Raw genomic sequence first — 17,260 nt, 5'->3', positions numbered from 1 at the left:
CTGTGCCACGGCCTGCGGCTTGGTGGCCGGGGCAGCGGCGCCACCGGCCGCGATCGAGCCCAGCAGCGCGCCGACGCCGACGGTCTCGCCTTCCTTGGCGGTGATCTCACCCAGCGTGCCTGCGGCGGCGGCCGGAACCTCCACCGTCACCTTGTCGGTTTCGAGCTCGACCAGAGGCTCGTCGACGGCAATGGCATCGCCGACCTTCTTGAACCATTTGCCGATGGTCGCCTCGGTGACGGATTCGCCGAGAGTGGGAACGCGGATTTCGGTAGCCATTGTGCCTGTCCGTTCTTTCGGTTCTGTTGTTCGCCCAGATTTTCTCTATTCACCAAGCGCGTCTTCGAGCAGGGCGGCGAGCTGGGCAAGGTGCTTGGACATCAGTCCGGTAGCCGGCGACGCGGACGCCGGCCGGCCGGTGTAGCGCACCCGCTGATGCTTGGCGTCGATATGTGCCAGCACCCATTCCAGATAGGGGTCGATGAAGGACCAGGCGCCCATGTTCTTGGGCTCCTCCTGGCACCACACCATCTCGGCGTTGCGGAAACGCGACAATTCGGTGATCAGCGCCTTGGCCGGGAATGGATAGAGCTGTTCGACGCGCAGCAGGTAGATGTCGTTGATGCCGCGCTTCTCGCGCTCCTCGTAGAGATCGTAATAAACCTTGCCCGTGCACAGCACGACGCGGCGGATCTTGGAATCCTTGGTGAGCTTGATCGGCTGATTGGGCAAGAGCTGGGCGTCGTCCCACAGCAGCCGGTGGAACGAGCTTTCGCCCGAGATTTCCGGCAGCGTCGACACCGCCCGCTTGTGGCGCAGCAGCGACTTCGGCGTCATCAGGATCAGCGGCTTGCGGAAATCCCGCTTCAGCTGCCGGCGCAGGATGTGGAAATAGTTGGCCGGCGTCGTGCAGTTGGCCACTTGCATGTTGTCTTCGGCGCAAAGCTGCAGGAAGCGTTCCAGGCGGGCCGAGGAGTGCTCCGGGCCCTGGCCTTCATAGCCGTGCGGCAACAGGCAGACGAGGCCCGACATTCTGAGCCACTTGCGCTCGCCGGAGGAGATGAACTGGTCGAACACCACCTGGGCGCCGTTGGCGAAGTCGCCGAACTGCGCTTCCCACAGCGTCAGCGCCTTCGGCTCGGCCAGGCTGTAGCCATATTCGAAGCCGAGCACCGCCTCTTCCGACAGCATCGAGTTGATGACTTCGTAGCCCGCCTGCGCCGCCGACAGATTGTTGAGCGGGATGTAGCGGGTCTCGTCGCGCTGGTCGTAGAGCACCGAATGGCGCTGCGAGAAGGTGCCGCGTTCGGAATCCTGCCCCGAGAGGCGGATCGGGTTGCCGTCGAGCAGGATGGCGCCGAAGGCGAGCGCCTCGGCTGTCGACCAGTCGATGCCTTCGCCCGATTCGATCGCCTCGCGACGGTTCTCGAGGAAGCGGATGATCGTCTTGTGCGCCTCGAAGCCCTTCGGCACCTCGGTCAGCTTCTTGCCGATCTCCTTAAGCGTCTTGACCGGGACGGCGGTTTTGCCGCGCCTTTGTTCGTCCTGGTTGTCGGCCGTACGCAGGCCCGACCAGGCGCCGTCGAGCCAGTCGGCCTTGTTGGGCTTGTAGTGCTGGCCGACTTCCCATTCCTGCTCCAGGTGCGCGCGCCAGTCGGCCTTCATCTGGTCGAGTTCGGCCTGGCTGATATGGCCCTCGGCGATCAGCCGCTCGCCATAGATCTGCACCGTCGTCTTATGGGTGCGGATGTTGCGGTACATGATCGGCTGGGTGAAAGCCGGCTCGTCGCCCTCATTGTGGCCGAAGCGGCGGTAGCAGAACATGTCGACCACAACGGGCTTGTGGAATTTCATGCGGAATTCGATCGCCACCTTGGTGGCATGCACCACGGCTTCCGGATCGTCGCCATTGACGTGGAAGATCGGCGCCTCGATCATCTTGGCGACGTCGGACGGATAGGGCGACGAGCGCGAGAAGCGCGGATTGGTGGTGAAGCCGATCTGGTTGTTGATGATGAAATGCAGCGTGCCGGCGACGCGGTGGCCGCGCAGGCCCGACAGGCCGAGGATTTCGGCGATCACGCCCTGGCCGGCGAAGGCGGCATCGCCATGCAGCAGCAGCGGCAGCACCTTGGCGCGCTCCTCCAGCGGCACGATCTCCTCGCGGCCGCGACCGAACAGAGAGTCCTGCTTGGCGCGCGCCTTGCCCATCACCACCGGATCGACGATCTCCAGATGCGAGGGGTTGGCGGTCAGCGACAGATGCACCTTGTTGCCGTCGAACTCGCGGTCCGACGACGCGCCGAGATGGTACTTGACGTCGCCCGAGCCCTCGACCTCGTCGGGCGCGGCCGAGCCACCCTTGAACTCGTGGAAAATGGCGCGGTGCGGTTTGGCCATCACCTGGCTGAGCACGTTCAGCCGGCCGCGATGGGCCATGCCGAGTACGATTTCCTTCATGCCGAGCTGGCCGCCGCGCTTGACGATCTGTTCCAGCGCCGGAATCAACGCTTCACTGCCGTCGAGGCCGAAACGCTTGGTGCCCTTGTACTTGACGTCGATGAACTGCTCGAAGCCTTCCGCCTCCACCAGCTTCGAGAGGATCGCCTTCTTGCCCGTGGCGGTGAAGGAGATTTCCTTGTCGGCGCCTTCGATACGCGCCTGGATCCAGGCCTTTTCCTCGGGATCGGAGATGTGCATGAACTCGACGCCGAGCGTCGAGCAATAGGTGCGGGTCAGGATCTCCAGCATCTGCCGAATAGAGCCGAATTCGAGGCCGAGCACGTTGTCGAGGAAGATCGGCCGGTCGTAGTCGGCTTCGGTGAAGCCGTAATTCTCGGGCGACAATTCATTGTAGTCCTCGAGCGGCTTGGCGATGCCGAGCGGATCGAGATTGGCGTGCAGATGGCCGCGCATGCGGTAGGCGCGGATCATCATGATGGCGCGCACGGAATCGCGCGTCGCCTGGTGCACATCGGCGTCGGACAGGACCACGCCGTTGGTGACCGCCTTGTCCTTGACCTTCTTTTCGATCGTCTTCTCGACGATGCCCCAATTGCCGTCGAGCGCCGAAACCAGTTCGCCATTGGCCTGCAGCGGCCAGGAGAGCTTTTCCCATGAGGCGCCCTTGGCGTTCCTGCGCACATCGCCGGCATCGTCCTTCAGCCCGGCGAAGAACTCCTGCCACTCGGGATTGACCGAGGCGGGATCGTCGTCATAGGCGGCGTACAGCGCGTCGATATAGTCCGCGTTGCCGCCATAGAGGAAAGAGGTGAGCGAAAACTGGTCGTTGGCCTGATCTTGTCTTGCCATTTTTTGTCTGCGGAGCCCGGCTCCGTCTCCTGTTTTTGGAGGGGAGTAGGGCAGTAGGGGAGTAAGGCAGTAGGGAAAGCAGCCGCGCTCGTCCCGTTCTTCCTATTCCCCTACTGCCCTACTCCTTACTCCCTTACTGCCTTAACCCTTGATCGCCTCGACCAGCGTTGTGCCCAGCCGTGCCGGCGAAGGCGATACCTTGATGCCGGCCGATTCCATCGCCGCGATCTTGTCTTCCGCGCCGCCCTTGCCGCCGGAGATGACCGCGCCCGCGTGGCCCATGGTGCGGCCGGCCGGCGCCGTGCGCCCGGCGATGAAGCCGGCCATCGGCTTCTTGCGGCCACGCTTGGCTTCGTCCTTGAGGAACTGCGCGGCGTCTTCCTCGGCCGAACCGCCGATCTCGCCGATCATGATGATCGACTTGGTCTCGTCGTCGGCGAGGAACATCTCGAGCACGTCGATGAACTCCGTGCCCTTGACGGGGTCGCCGCCAATGCCGACGGCGGTGGTCTGGCCGAGGCCGACATTGGTGGTCTGGAACACTGCCTCATAGGTAAGTGTTCCCGAGCGCGAAACAACGCCGACCGAGCCCTTGCGGAATATGTTGCCGGGCATGATGCCGATCTTGCATTCGTTGGGGGTGAGCACGCCCGGGCAGTTCGGCCCGATCAGCCGCGAGGCCGAGCGGTCGAGCCGCGCCTTGACCTTGATCATGTCCATCACCGGAATGCCTTCGGTGATGCAGATGATCAGCGGGATCTCGGCCTCGATCGCTTCCAGGATGGCTTCGGCGGCACCCGCCGGCGGCACGTAGACGACGGACGCGTTGGCGCCGGTCTTTGCCTTGCCCTCGGCGACAGTGGCGAAGATCGGCAGGTTCTCGCCCTTCGACCCGGTCCAGGTCTCGCCGCCCTTCTTGGGATGGATGCCGCCCACCATCTTGGTGCCATGATAGGCCAGCGCCTGTTCGGTGTGGAACGTGCCGGTCTTGCCGGTCAGGCCCTGCACCAGCACCTTGGTGTTCTTGTCGACGAGAATGGACATGGGTGATGCGCCTCTGAATTCAGCGATTACAAGAAAGGATTGACGGCTCGGACCGAGCCATAAACCTGGTTGTGATTGAGGTCTTCGGTGTAGAAAATCGGCGCGCCGAGCCGCTCCGCGGCTGCGAGCAGCGCTGCGTGGTAGTATTTAAGCTGATAGCGGCGCGCGACACGAAGTCCTGCGATGACATATGCCTGGTCGACCGGGACAAACGGCAACGTGCCGAGGAACACCAGCCACTGATCGACCACTGCGTCGGCAGAGACTGACTTGCGTCTTGCAACGTTTGCGAACTCGGCCAAGGTCTGGCCAGAGACGCCGAAGACAGTCTCCAGCACAAGCCTTTGCGCGATATCGTGTCGGCGAGGATCACTTGTCCTCTCCGAAGCCGCGTACAGCAGGACGTTCGAGTCGAGAAAGCATTCTATCTTCTCGTTCGGCATAGATCTCGTCCCGATTCCATTTGTACGCCGGGCCCAGGTCGAGCGGAGTTTCGGCCATCAGCCTACGCATACCTTCCCGCGCCCAGGCAATCCGGTCTTCCTGCTCGACTTCATGCGCAAGCAGTGAACGAATAAGGGCGTTGAGCGTCGTCTTGCGGCGTTCGGCTAGGCCTCGCGCCTTTTCCAGCAGAGCCTCGTCCATGGCCAGGGTGACGTTCTTCATCGTTCATCTCCACATAAATACACAGCCATTATATGTGTGATTATGTGTAATTCTTCAACCGCCTTACCCACGAGCTCGATCATTCAGCCTTCCCCTATCGCGGAAGGCGGGACGCGCCGGTAGAGGCCGCTCACCATGTCTTGCCAGCCGTCGCTGCCGACAGGCTGGAATTGCAGCCGCATGCGATAGCTGTCGCTGCCATCGAAATCGTAGCTCACGCGTGCGGCCCCGCGCGGTGACGAGCGCAGCAGCGTCAGCCTATTGCCGTCCCACGTGCCCGTGGCCGGCGAGGCCGGCACCAAACCCATCGAATCGAACTGGTGCATGGTCACCGCGCCGCTTTGCTGGTCGAAGCCGAACACATTGTGCGCGCCGAACGAAACCGTGCCGTCGCGGCGCTGGCGATAGCGTTGCACCACGAACAGGCCGCCGAACTGTGCCTCCGCCAGCACTTCGGAAGTCGCCGTGCCGGCATCGGTCCATTGCGTGCCCGCCACCTCTTCCTCGCCGCGCCAGGCGCCGACCAGCGCCTGCAGGCGCTGGTGATCGGCCGAGAGCGAGGAGAAGGGGGACGCGTTCATGGCTCAGAGCCGCTTCAGTTCGGTGACGGTAAGATCGCTCTTGGCATTGCCGGTGTTGAGCGTCGTCGCCGGCTCGAACATCAGCACCACTGGCTCGGCGGTCAGCGAGCGCGGCCGGTGCTCGACGCCACGCGGCACGACGATGAAATCGCCCTCGCCAAGCTCGACCGGACCATCGCGGAAATCGATGGCGATACGGCCGCGCAACACGAGGAAAGCTTCGTCCTCATTGTCATGCGCGTGCCAGTCGAAGGCCTCGCCGAACTTGGCGACCTTCGCCTGGCTGTCATTGACGTCGCCGGCGACATGCGGATCGAACACCTTGGTGATCTTCGCGTCCGCCGCCTCGACCAGGTTTATCTTGCGCGGAGGCACCGGCTCAGCCCTTCACCGCCGCCACGATCTTCTTGGCCGCGTCGTCGAGATCATCGGCCGAGACGACATTCAGGCCACTGTCGTTGATGATCTTCTTGCCGAGCTCGGCATTGGTGCCTTCCAGGCGCACCACCAGCGGCACCTTCAGGCCGACTTCCTTGACCGCGGCAATCACGCCNCTCGGCATTGGTGCCTTCCAGGCGCACCACCAGCGGCACCTTCAGGCCGACTTCCTTGACCGCGGCAATCACGCCCTCGGCGATGATGTCGCACTTCATGATGCCGCCGAAGATGTTGATCAATATGCCTTTGACCGCCGGATCCTTGGTGATGATCTTGAACGCCGCCGTCACCTTCTCCTTCGACGCGCCGCCGCCGACATCGAGGAAGTTGGCGGGCTCGGCGCCATAGAGCTTGATGATGTCCATCGTTGCCATGGCAAGGCCGGCACCGTTGACCATGCAGCCGATATTGCCGTCGAGCGCGACATAGGCGAGGTCGTATTTCGACGCCTCGATTTCCTTCTCGTCCTCTTCGGTGGTGTCGCGCAGTTCCATCACGTCGGGGTGGCGAAACAGCGCGTTGTTGTCGAACGATACTTTTGCGTCGAGCACGCGCAGCCGGCCGTTCTTCATGACGATCAGCGGGTTGACCTCGAGCAGGCTCATATCCTTCTCGACGAACGCCTTGTAGAGGATCGGGAACAGCGTGTTGCCATCCCCGGCCGCGTCGCCGTCAAGCTTGAGCGCGCCGTTGAGCGCCTTCAGATCGGCCGCGGTCACACCCTTTTCCGGATCGATGGCGACGGTGATGATCTTTTCCGGCGTATCATGCGCGACCGCCTCGATGTCCATGCCGCCCTCGGTCGAGACGACGAAGGCGACACGGCCGACCGAACGGTCGACCAGGATCGACAGATAGAGTTCACGGTCGATGTCGGCGCCGTCCTCGATGTAGAGGCGGTTGACCTGCTTGCCGGCAGGCCCGGTCTGCTTGGTGACCAGCGTGTGGCCGAGCATCTCGTTGGCGTTGACGACGACATCGGCCACCGACTTCGCCAAGCGCACGCCGCCCTTGGCGTCAGGGCCAAGTTCCTTGAACTTGCCCTTGCCGCGTCCGCCGGCATGGATCTGGCTCTTCACCACATAGAGCGGGCCGGGAAGCGCTTGTGCCGCGGCTTCCGCCTCACCTGCCTTGAACACCGGCACCCCTTCGGCCACCGGCGCGCCAAAGCTCTTCAGCAGCGCCTTGCCCTGATATTCATGGATGTTCATATGGATTGTCTCCAGATCGGCTGCTGGGGTTCACTTAGAGGCGAGTTGCGGCGCGATCTTGACGCAGGCCTCGGTCAGGCCCTGCACCGTCGCCACCGAAGCGTCGAACATCTTCTGCTCGGCCTTGTTGAGGTCGATCTCGATGATGCGCTCGACACCGCCGGCGCCGATGACCACGGGAACGCCGACATAGGTGCCCTTGACCCCATACTGGCCGGAAAGGTGCGCCGCGCACGGCAGCACGCGTTTCTTGTCCTTGAGATAGGCTTCGGCCATCGAGATCGCCGAGGCGGCCGGGGCGTAGTAGGCCGAGCCGGTCTTGAGCAGGCCGACGATCTCGGCGCCGCCGTCGCGGGTGCGTTGCACGATCTGGTCGAGCTTCTCCTTCGAGGTCCAGCCCATCTTGATGAGATCGGGCAGCGGAATGCCCGATACCGTCGAATAACGGATCATCGGCACCATGGAATCGCCGTGGCCGCCGAGCACGAAGGCGGTGACGTCCTCGACCGAGACCTTGAATTCCTCGGCCAGGAAGTAGCGGAAGCGCGAACTGTCGAGCACGCCGGCCATGCCGACGACGTGGGTTTTGGGCAGGCCGGAGAACTTCTGCAGCGCCCACACCATGGCGTCGAGCGGATTGGTTATGCAGATGACGAAAGCCTTCGGCGCGTATTTCTTCAGGCCGGCGCCGACCTGTTCCATGACCTTGAGGTTGATGCCAAGCAGGTCGTCGCGGCTCATGCCCGGCTTGCGCGGCACGCCGGCGGTGACGATGCAGACATCGGCGCCCTCGATGCCGGCATAGTCGTTGACACCGGTCAGCCGGGAATCGAAACCATCGACCGGCGACGACTGCGCGATATCGAGGCCCTTGCCCTGCGGGACGCCCTCGGCGATATCGAACAGCACCACGTCGCCGAGGTCCTTGAGGCCGATCATGTGGGCGAGCGTGCCGCCGATCATGCCCGAGCCGATGAGCGCTATCTTGTTGCGTGCCATGTGAGGATGTTTTCCCTTTGTCTGTGACTGCGCCCAAGTCTTTGACGACTTGATGACGGTGCCGAGGAAGGAGGCCGGAATGTTGCGGGAAACCGCGAGATTTCGCCGCACCCAATAGCCCCGGTGCGAGGTAAATTCAAACGATTATTTTGGGGTGAGCATTTTCAATCGGTTAGATGGTTTGGGATTTACGTAAACGTCAAAGTTTGTAAGCCGACTTGGAGGAATCTACACAATGAAGATGGAAATCGTAAGGCTTGAAGCCGGCGATGACGCCCTTGTGATGCGGATCGCCGAGGATGTGTTTGAGTCTTGGAGCTGGCGGGACAGCGCCCCCCTCTGTCCTGCCGGACATCTCCCCCACACGGGGGGAGATTGGCAGCTTCGGTGCTCCGCTCACCCTTGTAACGTCGCAGATCGGCGAAATCCGAGACGACGGCCGATCTCCCCCCTCGTGGGGGAGATGTCCGGTAGGACAGAGGGGGGCGCGAAAGATCGCGGCTTCCAGAGATTCTCTTTACACCTGCGCCTGCTGCGCTTCGGCCGGCGCCGCCTTCGCCTTCCGCCGCTCCGCCCAATCCTCCAGCCAGTCCCGGCTCTGCATCTCGATCAGGCGTGAGGCCGTGCGTTCGAATTCGAACACCTCGACGCCGCGCTTGGCCACATAAAGCTCTTGCGGCGGAGCGTCGGCGCTCACCACCAGCCGTGTGTGATGGTCGTAGAGCGTGTCGATCAGCAGGATGAAGCGCTTGGCCTCGTTGCGTTTGCCTTCGCCCAGCACCGGCACATGGTCGACGAAGACGGTCGAGAAGCGCCCGGCAATGGCCAGGAAATCGCGAGCGCCAAGCGGCTTTTCGCAGAGATCGGCGAAGGAAAAACGCGCCGCGTCGCTGGCCGCGGCCGGCACGATCACTTGCCGCCCCTTCAGCATCAGCGACGTCGCGGCCGTCGGCGTGCCGCGCGTCATCGTTTGCCAGGCCTCGTCGAGCGCCCGGTCGGCGGCAGCGTCGGCCGGCGTGACATAGACCGGCGTGCGGGCGAGCTTTTCCAGCCGGTAGTCCTTGTCGCTGTCGAGCGACAGCACCTGCGCGTGCCGTTCCAGTATGGCGATGAACGGCAGGAACAGCTGGCGGTTCAGCCCGTCGCTATAAAGGTTCTCCGGCGCCACGTTCGAAGTGGCGACCAGCACCACGCCGCTGGCGAACAATGCCGAGAACAGCCGCGACAGGATCATCGCGTCGGCGATGTCGGTGACCGAGAACTCGTCGAAGCACAACACCCAGGCCTGCTCGGCCAGCGCCTTGGCCACCGGCGGGATCGGGTCGTCTTCCCTGACCTCGCCATTCTTGCGCGCCTGCCGGTGCTTCTGGATGCGGTCCTGCACGTCGGCCATGAAGTCGTTGAAATGGACCCGGCGCTTGCGCCGGACCGGCAGCAGCTCGAAGAACATGTCCATCAGCATGGTCTTGCCGCGGCCGACGCCGCCATGGATATAGAGGCCCTTGACGACGTCCCTGGTCTCGCGCTTGCGGGCAAACAGCCAGCCCAGCGCACTCGATTTGTGCGCCAGCCGTTTTGCCGAGATCTCCGATGTCAGCCGGTCGAGTGCCGCGGCGATCCGTTCCTGCGCCGGATCGCGTTCGATCGCGCCGGTTTCCACCAGATGGTCGTAGCGCTGCCTGACGGTCGCATGGGTCTGGAGGCCGTCACGCAGATGCATCGGTCACGTCGTTTGTACAGAGCAAGAATCCTCAGGGACGAGGTGTGTTGAGATTCAGGTCAGGCCGAGCCGAGAATGGTGGCTTTCGAGAACCGGAGCGGAGCGTACTTAAAGTACGTGAGCACCGGAAGCGCAGAAAACTGCCGTTCGCAGGCCGGCATCACCTGAATATCGNGCGGAGCGTACTTAAAGTACGTGAGCACCGGAAGCGCAGAAAACTGCCGTTCGCAGGCCGGCATCACCTGAATATCGGCATACATAGCCTACCTTGTAAGCGAAATCGGCTGGCCGCTGGAAGTCTGGCCGTCGAATTTGGAGCCGCCCGAGGAATAGAGCCGCGCCAGCGAACCGCCATTCTCGTCATAGAGCGTCAACTGCTTGCCGGCGACATTCCAGGACTTGATGCCGTCGATCGGCGCCGGGCAATGCAGCGGCCCGGCGCGGAAGCCGGCGCCGAACTTGGTCTGCGGCGTCGCTACCTTGCAGCTCTGGCCGGCAACGCTGACGTTCCATACGCCGGCGACGCTGGCCGCGCTGAGGTCCGCGGCCCCTGCCGGCGCTGTGCCATCCGGCGGCAAGGACGCGACCTGCGTGTTCGCCGGCGCTGTCGGGAATTGCGCTGGGTCGGTGGTGCCGGGCGCGGCCGGCGGCGGCAGCTGGTTCGAGGTCACCTGGCCAGCCGGGGCCGGCTGCAGCGGCGCCGGCTGCTGGTCGTCCATCGACGAGAAGCGTGAGGTCGAGCAGCCGCCCGCAAAAAGCGCTGCCAACGATACGGCCACCAGACCGCTTTTCGAAAAATTCATTACAACCTCCGTCGGATCCGGCTGGGGGGATGCCGTCCGCGCAATCTCACCTCCACCAAGATGGAGAAGGTGGCGAAATTTCAACCCGATATGGTTAAAATAGGGTTTGCAGCAATATTTGTTGCAAATTTATCGCAATGACATGGACCGGAGTTTCGCCGTTCGGCCTCGACGATCACGAATGGAGAAGCGTCCATCCCTGTCATTCTCGTGACGGCTGCTTGCACGAATCGGCGCAGATCCTATGTCTAGGGGCCGAAATCCGCTGGAGCGCAGACGTTGGCCGCGAGGAAGAAAAACGCCAACCGCTATTACAGCGGCCCGCCCAGCGACCATTTCGATGGCACCCTCTTCTTCAATCCTGGCGGCCAGCCGCCCGGGCGTTTCGCCGACGCGCTCAAATGGCAGTTCAACGGCCAACGCGCGAAGTGGCCCGCGGCCGATCCGAGCCCTTTTCCGCAGGCAAGGCCGGCAACGAAGGTCGAAGGTGCCGACCTCGCGGTGACCATGATCGGCCACGCCACGCTGCTGGTCCAGACCGCTGGGCTGAACATCCTCACTGATCCGATCTGGTCGCAACGCGCATCGCCGTTTTCCTTCGCCGGACCGAAGCGCGTCAACCCGCCGGGCGTCGCCTTTGCCGATTTGCCGCCCATCGACCTCGTGCTGGTCAGCCACAATCATTACGACCATCTCGATCTCGCCACGCTCAGGCAGTTGAAAGTCGGCCATGACCCGCTGCTGATCACTCCGCTCGGCAATGACATGCTGATTGGCCAAGCGGTTCCCGGCATGCGGCTGGCGGCGCATGACTGGGGCGACAGGATCGACATCGGCAATGGCGTTGCCGTCCATGTCGAGCCGGCGCATCATTGGTCGGCGCGCGGCGCGCGCGACCGTCGCATGGCGCTGTGGGCCGGCTTCGTTGTTGAGACACCGGACGGCAAGATCTATTTCGCCGGCGATACCGGCTTCCACGATGGCATCAACTACCAGCTGATGGCTGACAAGCATGGCGGCTTCCGCTTCGCCATCCTGCCGATCGGCGCCTACGAGCCGCGCTGGTTCATGGCACCCCAGCACCAGAACCCGGAGGAAGCGGTGCAAGGCATGAAACTGTGCAATGCGGCTTTCGCCGCCGGCTGCCACTGGGGCACCTTCCAGCTCACCGATGAGCCGATCGACGAGCCGGTCCGGAGGCTGGCCGAGGCGCTTGCGGCCGAGCAGCTGCCGCCGGAGCGCTTTCGCGCCTTGCGGCCCGGCGAAGTCTGGAACGTGCCCTGAGGTCAGGCCTTGGCATCTGCCAGGATTGGCGTTTACCTCACGCCGGTTTTCGCCCACCATGATGTCGTGATGTTTCGAGGAACGGAGTCGCGTCTCATGAAAACAGTCCTGGCAGCCCTCATGGCCGCCGCAATCTCCACCTCGACGGCCTTTGCCGGTGAGATCGGCGACCGTGCCGCCGAAGCGGAAAAGCTGCTCCAGTCCGGTGATTCCGCCGGCGCGCTGGAAAAGTTCCGCGGCGCCGAAGACGCGCTGTGGGAGGCGATGCCGCTCGCCGTGCTCAACGTCAAGCACGTCGACACGGCGGCGGGTTTCGGCATCTACACCGAGCGCGCGAACCACATCTACAAACCCGGCGAGAAGATCGTGCTCTACATGGAGCCGGTCGGCTACGGTTACGGCTCCGACGGGCTCGGCAACAAGCAGATCTCGCTTTCGGTCGACCTGACCGTGGTCTCCGCATCCGGCGAGGAACTCGGCAAAATGGAGAAGATCAGCCGCGTCCAGGTCGCCTCGCGCTCGCGCAACCGCGAGCTGTTCTTCAAGCTGGACTTGTCCCTCGATGGCTTGCCGCCCGGCAAATACCGCTGCGACTTCCTCATGCACGACGAGAATTCGAGCAAGACGGGGCCGTTCAGCACCGACATCGAGATCGCCGGCTAGGTTTCGCCGCTGACATTCCCTCGCGAGCGACGGAACCCAAGCACGACAGCAGCGTTTTCATGCAGTTACAAAATCTGTCGGCTCGAGAGGCATTTCCATGCTCAGATGGATCATCATTCTCCTGATCATCGCCGCCGCCGCCAGCCTGCTCGGCATGCCGGCGTTGGCCGGGGCCGCAGCCACTGGCGCGCGCATCCTTATCGGTATCGTGCTCATCATCTTCCTGCTGATCTTGTTTGGGGTCTTCGCGGTGACGTAAAGCGGCTGCGCACTGGTAATTCCCGCCCGTTTCCGCCATATAGCGCCAAACGGACACGGAACCTTTCGGAGCGATGGCAAGCACGACCCCTTTCGCCAAGATGAACGGCATCGGCAACGAGATTATCGTCGCCGACATGCGCGGCCGCGCCGATCGGGTGACGGCGGCCGCGGCGATCGCGCTCAACGCGGATGCCGCGACCGGCTTCGACCAGATAATGGCGATCCACGATGCGAGGACGCTGGGCACCGCCTTTTTCATCGACATATTGAATTCCGACGGCACCGGTGCACAGGCTTGCGGCAACGGCATGCGCTGCGTCGTCCAGGCGCTCGCCGCCGAGACCGGCCAGAAGAGCTTCACCTTCGAGACCGTCGCCGGCATCCTCAACGCCAGTGAACATGCCGACGGCTCGATCTCGGTCGACATGGGCATGCCGCGTTTCGGCTGGCAGGACATTCCGCTGGCCGAAGAATTCCGCGACACCCGCATGATCGAATTGCAGATCGGCCCGATCGACGCACCGGTGCTGCATTCCCCCTCCGCCGTCTCGATGGGCAACCCGCACGTCATCTTCTGGGTCGACCGCGACGTCTGGTCCTACGAGCTCGACCGTTTCGGCCCGCTGCTCGAGAACCACCCGATCTTCCCCGAACGCGCCAACATCACCATCGCGCAGGTCACGTCGCCCGAGAGCATGATCATTCGCACCTGGGAACGCGGCGCCGGCCTGACCAAGGCCTGCGGCTCCGCCTCCTGCGCCGCCGTGGTGGCAGCGGCCCGCACCAGGCGGACCGGGCGCAGCGTCAGCCTGCTGACCCCCGGCGGCGGCACGCTGCATGTCGAATGGCGCGACGACAACCATGTCATCCTGACCGGTGCCGCCGAATGGGAATTTTCCGGCAGCTTCGATCCCTCGACCGGCGCCTGGGCCCGCGACACCGAAAGCGCGGCCTGATGTCGGTTGCTGAGGCCCCCAGCCGCATCGACGTGGTGACCTTCGGCTGCCGGCTGAACACCTATGAATCCGAAGTGATGCGGCGCGAGGCCGAAACCGCGGGTCTCGGCGCGCTGGACGGCGGTGCCGTGATCTTCAACACTTGCGCCGTCACCGGCGAGGCCGTGCGCCAGGCCAGGCAGGCGATCCGCAAGGCGCGCCGCGACAACCCGAAGGCGCGCATCATCGTCACCGGCTGCGCTGCGCAAACCGAGCCCGAAAAATTCGCCGCCATGGACGAGGTCGATCTCGTGCTTGGCAATGAGGAGAAGCTGAAGGCAAACGCCTATCGCGCACTGCCGGACTTTGGCGTCAACGACACCGAGAAGGCCCGCGTCAACGACATCTTCTCGGTGCGCGAGACCGCCGGCCACATGGTCGACGCCATCGAGGGCCGGGCGCGTGCCTTCGTCCAGGTGCAGAATGGCTGCGACCATCGCTGCACCTTCTGCATCATCCCTTACGGCCGCGGCAATTCGCGCTCGGTGCCGATGGGCGCCGTGGTCGAGCAGGTCAAGCGTCTCGCCGGCAACGGTTATGCCGAGATCGTGCTGACCGGCGTCGACATGACGTCTTTTGGCGCCGACCTGCCGGGTGCGCCCAAGCTCGGCAAGCTTGTGAAGACGATCCTCAGGCAGGTGCCGGACGTGAAGCGCCTGCGGCTGTCGTCGATCGATTCCATCGAGGCCGACGACGACCTGCTCGACGCCATCGCCACCGAGCCCAGGCTGATGCCGCACCTGCATCTGTCGCTGCAATCGGGCGACGACATGATCCTGAAGCGCATGAAGCGCCGCCATCTGCGCGACCAGTCGATCCGCTTCTGCGAGGATGTGCGCAAGCTGCGCCCTGCAATCGTCTTCGGCGCCGACATCATCGCCGGCTTCCCGACCGAGACCGACGACATGTTCGAGAACTCGATAGACATCGTCGCCGAATGCGGCCTGACCCATCTCCACGTCTTTCCGTTCAGCCCGCGCGAAGGCACGCCCGCCGCACGCATGCCGCAGCTGCGCCGCGAGGTGGTCAAGCAGCGCGCCGCCCGGCTGCGCGCGGCCGGCGAAGCCGCCTATCGCCGTCACCTCTCGTCACTTCCCGGCACCCGCCAGTCGATCTTGATCGAGCATGACGGGCTTGGCCGCACCGAAGGCTTCACCCTTGCCGCACTCGGCGCCGGCAGCCCGGGCGAGATCGTCGAAGCGACAATTACTGGCCACGATGGCGCGCGGCTGATCGCGGCCCCGCTTGCCGCTTGCGCCGCCTGAGAAACGCAAGGCATGGCTGGTTTTTTCAAGAAGATATTTTCGTTCGGCAAGAAAGAAATTGTCGAGGAACGGATCGACGAGACCGCGCCCCTCCCGCCGATCAAATGGGATGCGCTGGACGCACTGAAGCCGGCGGCCGAGCCTGCGCCCCACCCTCCCCTCGATGGGGAGGGTCGCCACGAAGTGGCGGGGAGGGGTGACAGCGCCGACGCCGGCGCCAGTCACCCCCACCCCCGAGCTGCGCTCGGGACCTCCCCCATCGAGGGGGAGGTAAAGCCCGAGCCGGCGCCCACCNGGGGGGGGGGGGGGGGGGGTGACAGCGCCGACGCCGGCGCCAGTCACCCCCACCCCCGAGCTGCGCTCGGGACCTCCCCCATCGAGGGGGAGGTAAAGCCCGAGCCGGCGCCCACCATCCCGCCCTCGCCCGAGCCGACGGTTCCATCCGAACCGGAACCGCTGCCCGAGCCCGAGCCGGACGAGGAGCCGGCACCCGCGCCAGAGACCCCGGAGCCGCCGGCGCCTGAGGAAATTCCGGTACCCCCGGCGGTTCCGGAGCCCGTTCCCGAGCCACAGCCGCAAGAAGTTCCTGCTCCCGCGCCTGCCGAGCCGGAAATCGTTCCATCGCGCCCGCAGACACCGCCGGAGCCAGCGCCCGTCGAAGTGCCGGTGCCGCCTGCCGAGATTCCAGCCGAGACGCCGCCGGTAGAGGTGCCGCCGGCCGCGCCTTCCGCTCAACCAATTTCAGAAGCCAGCGCCGCCCCTCATCCGCCTGCCGGCACCTTCTCCCCGTATAGTGACGGGGAGAAGGAAGAAGCGCCAACGCCCCACCCTCCCCTCGATGGGGAGGGTCGCCACGAAGCGGCGGGGCGGGGTGATAGCGCCGACGCTGGCGCTAGTCACCCCCACCCCCGAGCTGCGCTCGGGACCTCCCCCATCGAGGGGGAGGTAAAGCGCACGCCGCCCGACGCTATATCTGCACCGGTCGAGGCGCAGCCCGTCCAGCCACGACCGGAGCCCAAACCCGCCCCGGGTAAAGTGACTGTCACCAAGAAGGTCGAGCAGAAGGCCGAACCGGTGAAGGCGCCGGAGCCGGCGCCGAGGCGCTCGTGGTTCCAGCGCATGCGCGACGGGCTTGCCCGCTCCTCGCGCGAGCTCACCGGCAACATCGCCGGCGTCTTCACCAAGCGCAAGCTGGACGAGGAGACGCTGCAGGATCTGGAGGACGTGCTGATCCGCGCCGACCTCGGCATGGAGACGGCCTTGCGCGTCACCGATGCTCTGGCCTCCAGCCGCTACGGCAAGGACGTCTCCGACACCGAAGTGCGCGCCATCATGGCGGCCGAGGTGGAGAAGGTGCTGACCCACGTCGCCATGCCGCTGGAGCTCGACCTCTCGCACAAGCCGCATGTCATCCTGGTGGTCGGCGTCAACGGCACCGGCAAGACCACGACCATCGGCAAGCTCGCTGCCAAGCTGACCGATGGCGGCCTGTCGGTGATGCTCGCCGCCGGCGACACTTTCCGCGCTGCCGCGATCGAACAGCTCAAGATCTGGGGCGAGCGCACGAACTCGCCGGTCATCGCCTCCAAGCTCGGCGCCGATGCCGCCGGCCTCGCATACGATGCTTTCGAGCGGGCGAAGGAAGCCGGGTCCGACGTGCTGATCATCGACACCGCCGGCCGCCTGCAGAACAAGACCGAGCTGATGGCGGAACTGGAAAAGATCGTCCGCGTGCTCGGCAAGCTCGATCCGGAAGCGCCACACACCGTGCTGCAAACCGTCGACGCCACCACCGGCCAGAACGCGCTCAATCAGGTCGAGATCTTCCGCAATGTCGCCGGCGTCAACGGACTGGTGATGACCAAGCTGGACGGCACGGCGCGCGGCGGTATTCTGGTGGCGATCGCGGCGAAGCACAAATTGCCGGTCTATTTCATCGGCGTCGGCGAACAGGTCGACGACCTCGAACCTTTCTCGGCAAGCGAATTCGCCAGGGCGATCGCTGGAGTTGCATAGCG

The 17,260-nt window shown here is 64.3% G+C and carries 16 protein-coding genes and 1 pseudogene; 6 read left to right on the top strand and 11 right to left on the bottom strand.

What is annotated here, in order from left to right:
* The 11 genes and pseudogenes from X743_RS0137095 to X743_RS142810 all read right to left on the bottom strand — a co-directional run.
* Positions 1–279, bottom strand: a 279-nt coding sequence (locus tag X743_RS0137095) for a biotin/lipoyl-containing protein (protein ID WP_031258506.1), incomplete at its 3' end; no start/stop codon positions are given.
* A gap of 45 nt (positions 280–324) precedes the next feature.
* Complete coding sequence (locus X743_RS142770) at positions 325–3,312, bottom strand: 2-oxoglutarate dehydrogenase E1 component (RefSeq protein ID WP_023768442.1); 2,988 nt, start codon at positions 3,310–3,312, stop codon at positions 325–327.
* A 141-nt stretch (positions 3,313–3,453) separates the two neighbouring features.
* Positions 3,454–4,356 (bottom strand): succinate--CoA ligase subunit alpha, encoded by a 903-nt coding sequence (gene sucD / locus X743_RS142775; protein ID WP_023768441.1) that lies wholly within the window; start codon positions 4,354–4,356, stop codon positions 3,454–3,456.
* A 26-nt stretch (positions 4,357–4,382) separates the two neighbouring features.
* On the bottom strand, positions 4,383–4,799 hold the full coding sequence (locus X743_RS0137090; protein WP_031258504.1) for a PIN domain-containing protein: 417 nt from the start codon (positions 4,797–4,799) through the stop codon (positions 4,383–4,385).
* Entirely contained in the window at positions 4,726–5,022 is a 297-nt protein-coding gene (locus X743_RS1000000172420; RefSeq protein ID WP_023768439.1) for a hypothetical protein, read from the bottom strand. Before X743_RS1000000172420 ends, X743_RS0137090 begins: the two co-directional genes overlap by 74 nt.
* Positions 5,023–5,105: 83 nt before the next feature.
* Positions 5,106–5,603 carry a DUF1579 family protein gene (locus X743_RS142785; RefSeq protein ID WP_023768438.1) on the bottom strand — a complete coding sequence of 166 codons (498 nt, stop codon included), beginning with the start codon at positions 5,601–5,603 and terminating at the stop codon, positions 5,106–5,108.
* Between the two features lie 3 nt (positions 5,604–5,606).
* Positions 5,607–5,978 carry a cupin domain-containing protein gene (locus tag X743_RS142790; RefSeq protein WP_023768437.1) on the bottom strand — a complete coding sequence of 124 codons (372 nt, stop codon included), beginning with the start codon at positions 5,976–5,978 and terminating at the stop codon, positions 5,607–5,609.
* Between the two features lie 4 nt (positions 5,979–5,982).
* A pseudogene (sucC, locus tag X743_RS05145) lies at positions 5,983–7,252 on the bottom strand (ADP-forming succinate--CoA ligase subunit beta).
* Positions 7,253–7,282: 30 nt separating this feature from the next.
* Positions 7,283–8,251: a malate dehydrogenase gene (gene mdh / locus X743_RS142795; RefSeq protein WP_023768435.1), complete on the bottom strand. Its 969-nt coding sequence runs from the start codon at positions 8,249–8,251 to the stop codon at positions 7,283–7,285.
* Positions 8,252–8,768: 517 nt separating this feature from the next.
* Entirely contained in the window at positions 8,769–9,971 is a 1,203-nt protein-coding gene (gene zapE, locus X743_RS142800) for a cell division protein ZapE (RefSeq protein ID WP_023768434.1), read from the bottom strand.
* A 263-nt stretch (positions 9,972–10,234) separates the two neighbouring features.
* The gene (locus X743_RS142810; RefSeq protein WP_023768432.1) at positions 10,235–10,774 is read right to left on the bottom strand and encodes a protease inhibitor Inh/omp19 family protein; all 540 of its coding nucleotides are present in this window, start codon (positions 10,772–10,774) and stop codon (positions 10,235–10,237) included.
* Between the two features lie 279 nt (positions 10,775–11,053).
* Between X743_RS142810 and X743_RS142815 the strand changes: the two genes are divergently transcribed.
* The 6 genes from X743_RS142815 (at position 11,054) to ftsY (ending at position 17,258) form a co-directional block, all read left to right on the top strand.
* Positions 11,054–12,058 (top strand): MBL fold metallo-hydrolase, encoded by a 1,005-nt coding sequence (locus tag X743_RS142815; protein ID WP_023768431.1) that lies wholly within the window; start codon positions 11,054–11,056, stop codon positions 12,056–12,058.
* A 96-nt stretch (positions 12,059–12,154) separates the two neighbouring features.
* Positions 12,155–12,721: a hypothetical protein gene (locus X743_RS142820; protein ID WP_023768430.1), complete on the top strand. Its 567-nt coding sequence runs from the start codon at positions 12,155–12,157 to the stop codon at positions 12,719–12,721.
* Positions 12,722–12,818: 97 nt separating this feature from the next.
* Positions 12,819–12,980 carry a DUF1328 family protein gene (locus X743_RS1000000171285; protein WP_013892243.1) on the top strand — a complete coding sequence of 54 codons (162 nt, stop codon included), beginning with the start codon at positions 12,819–12,821 and terminating at the stop codon, positions 12,978–12,980.
* 73 nt (positions 12,981–13,053) lie between these two features.
* Positions 13,054–13,938 carry a diaminopimelate epimerase gene (gene dapF, locus X743_RS142830; protein WP_023768429.1) on the top strand — a complete coding sequence of 295 codons (885 nt, stop codon included), beginning with the start codon at positions 13,054–13,056 and terminating at the stop codon, positions 13,936–13,938.
* A complete protein-coding gene (mtaB, locus tag X743_RS142835) occupies positions 13,938–15,242 on the top strand; it encodes a tRNA (N(6)-L-threonylcarbamoyladenosine(37)-C(2))-methylthiotransferase MtaB (RefSeq protein ID WP_023768428.1) in 1,305 nt (434 codons plus the stop codon). Before dapF ends, mtaB begins: the two co-directional genes overlap by 1 nt.
* Positions 15,243–15,254: 12 nt before the next feature.
* Positions 15,255–17,258 (top strand): signal recognition particle-docking protein FtsY, encoded by a 2,004-nt coding sequence (gene ftsY / locus X743_RS0137085; protein WP_031258499.1) that lies wholly within the window; start codon positions 15,255–15,257, stop codon positions 17,256–17,258.
* Positions 17,259–17,260: the final 2 nt, after the last annotated feature.

Source organism: Mesorhizobium sp. LNHC232B00, assembly GCF_000502435.1.
GTDB lineage: Bacteria > Pseudomonadota > Alphaproteobacteria > Rhizobiales > Rhizobiaceae > Mesorhizobium > Mesorhizobium opportunistum.
This window is presented reverse-complemented; position numbering and strand designations above follow the sequence as displayed.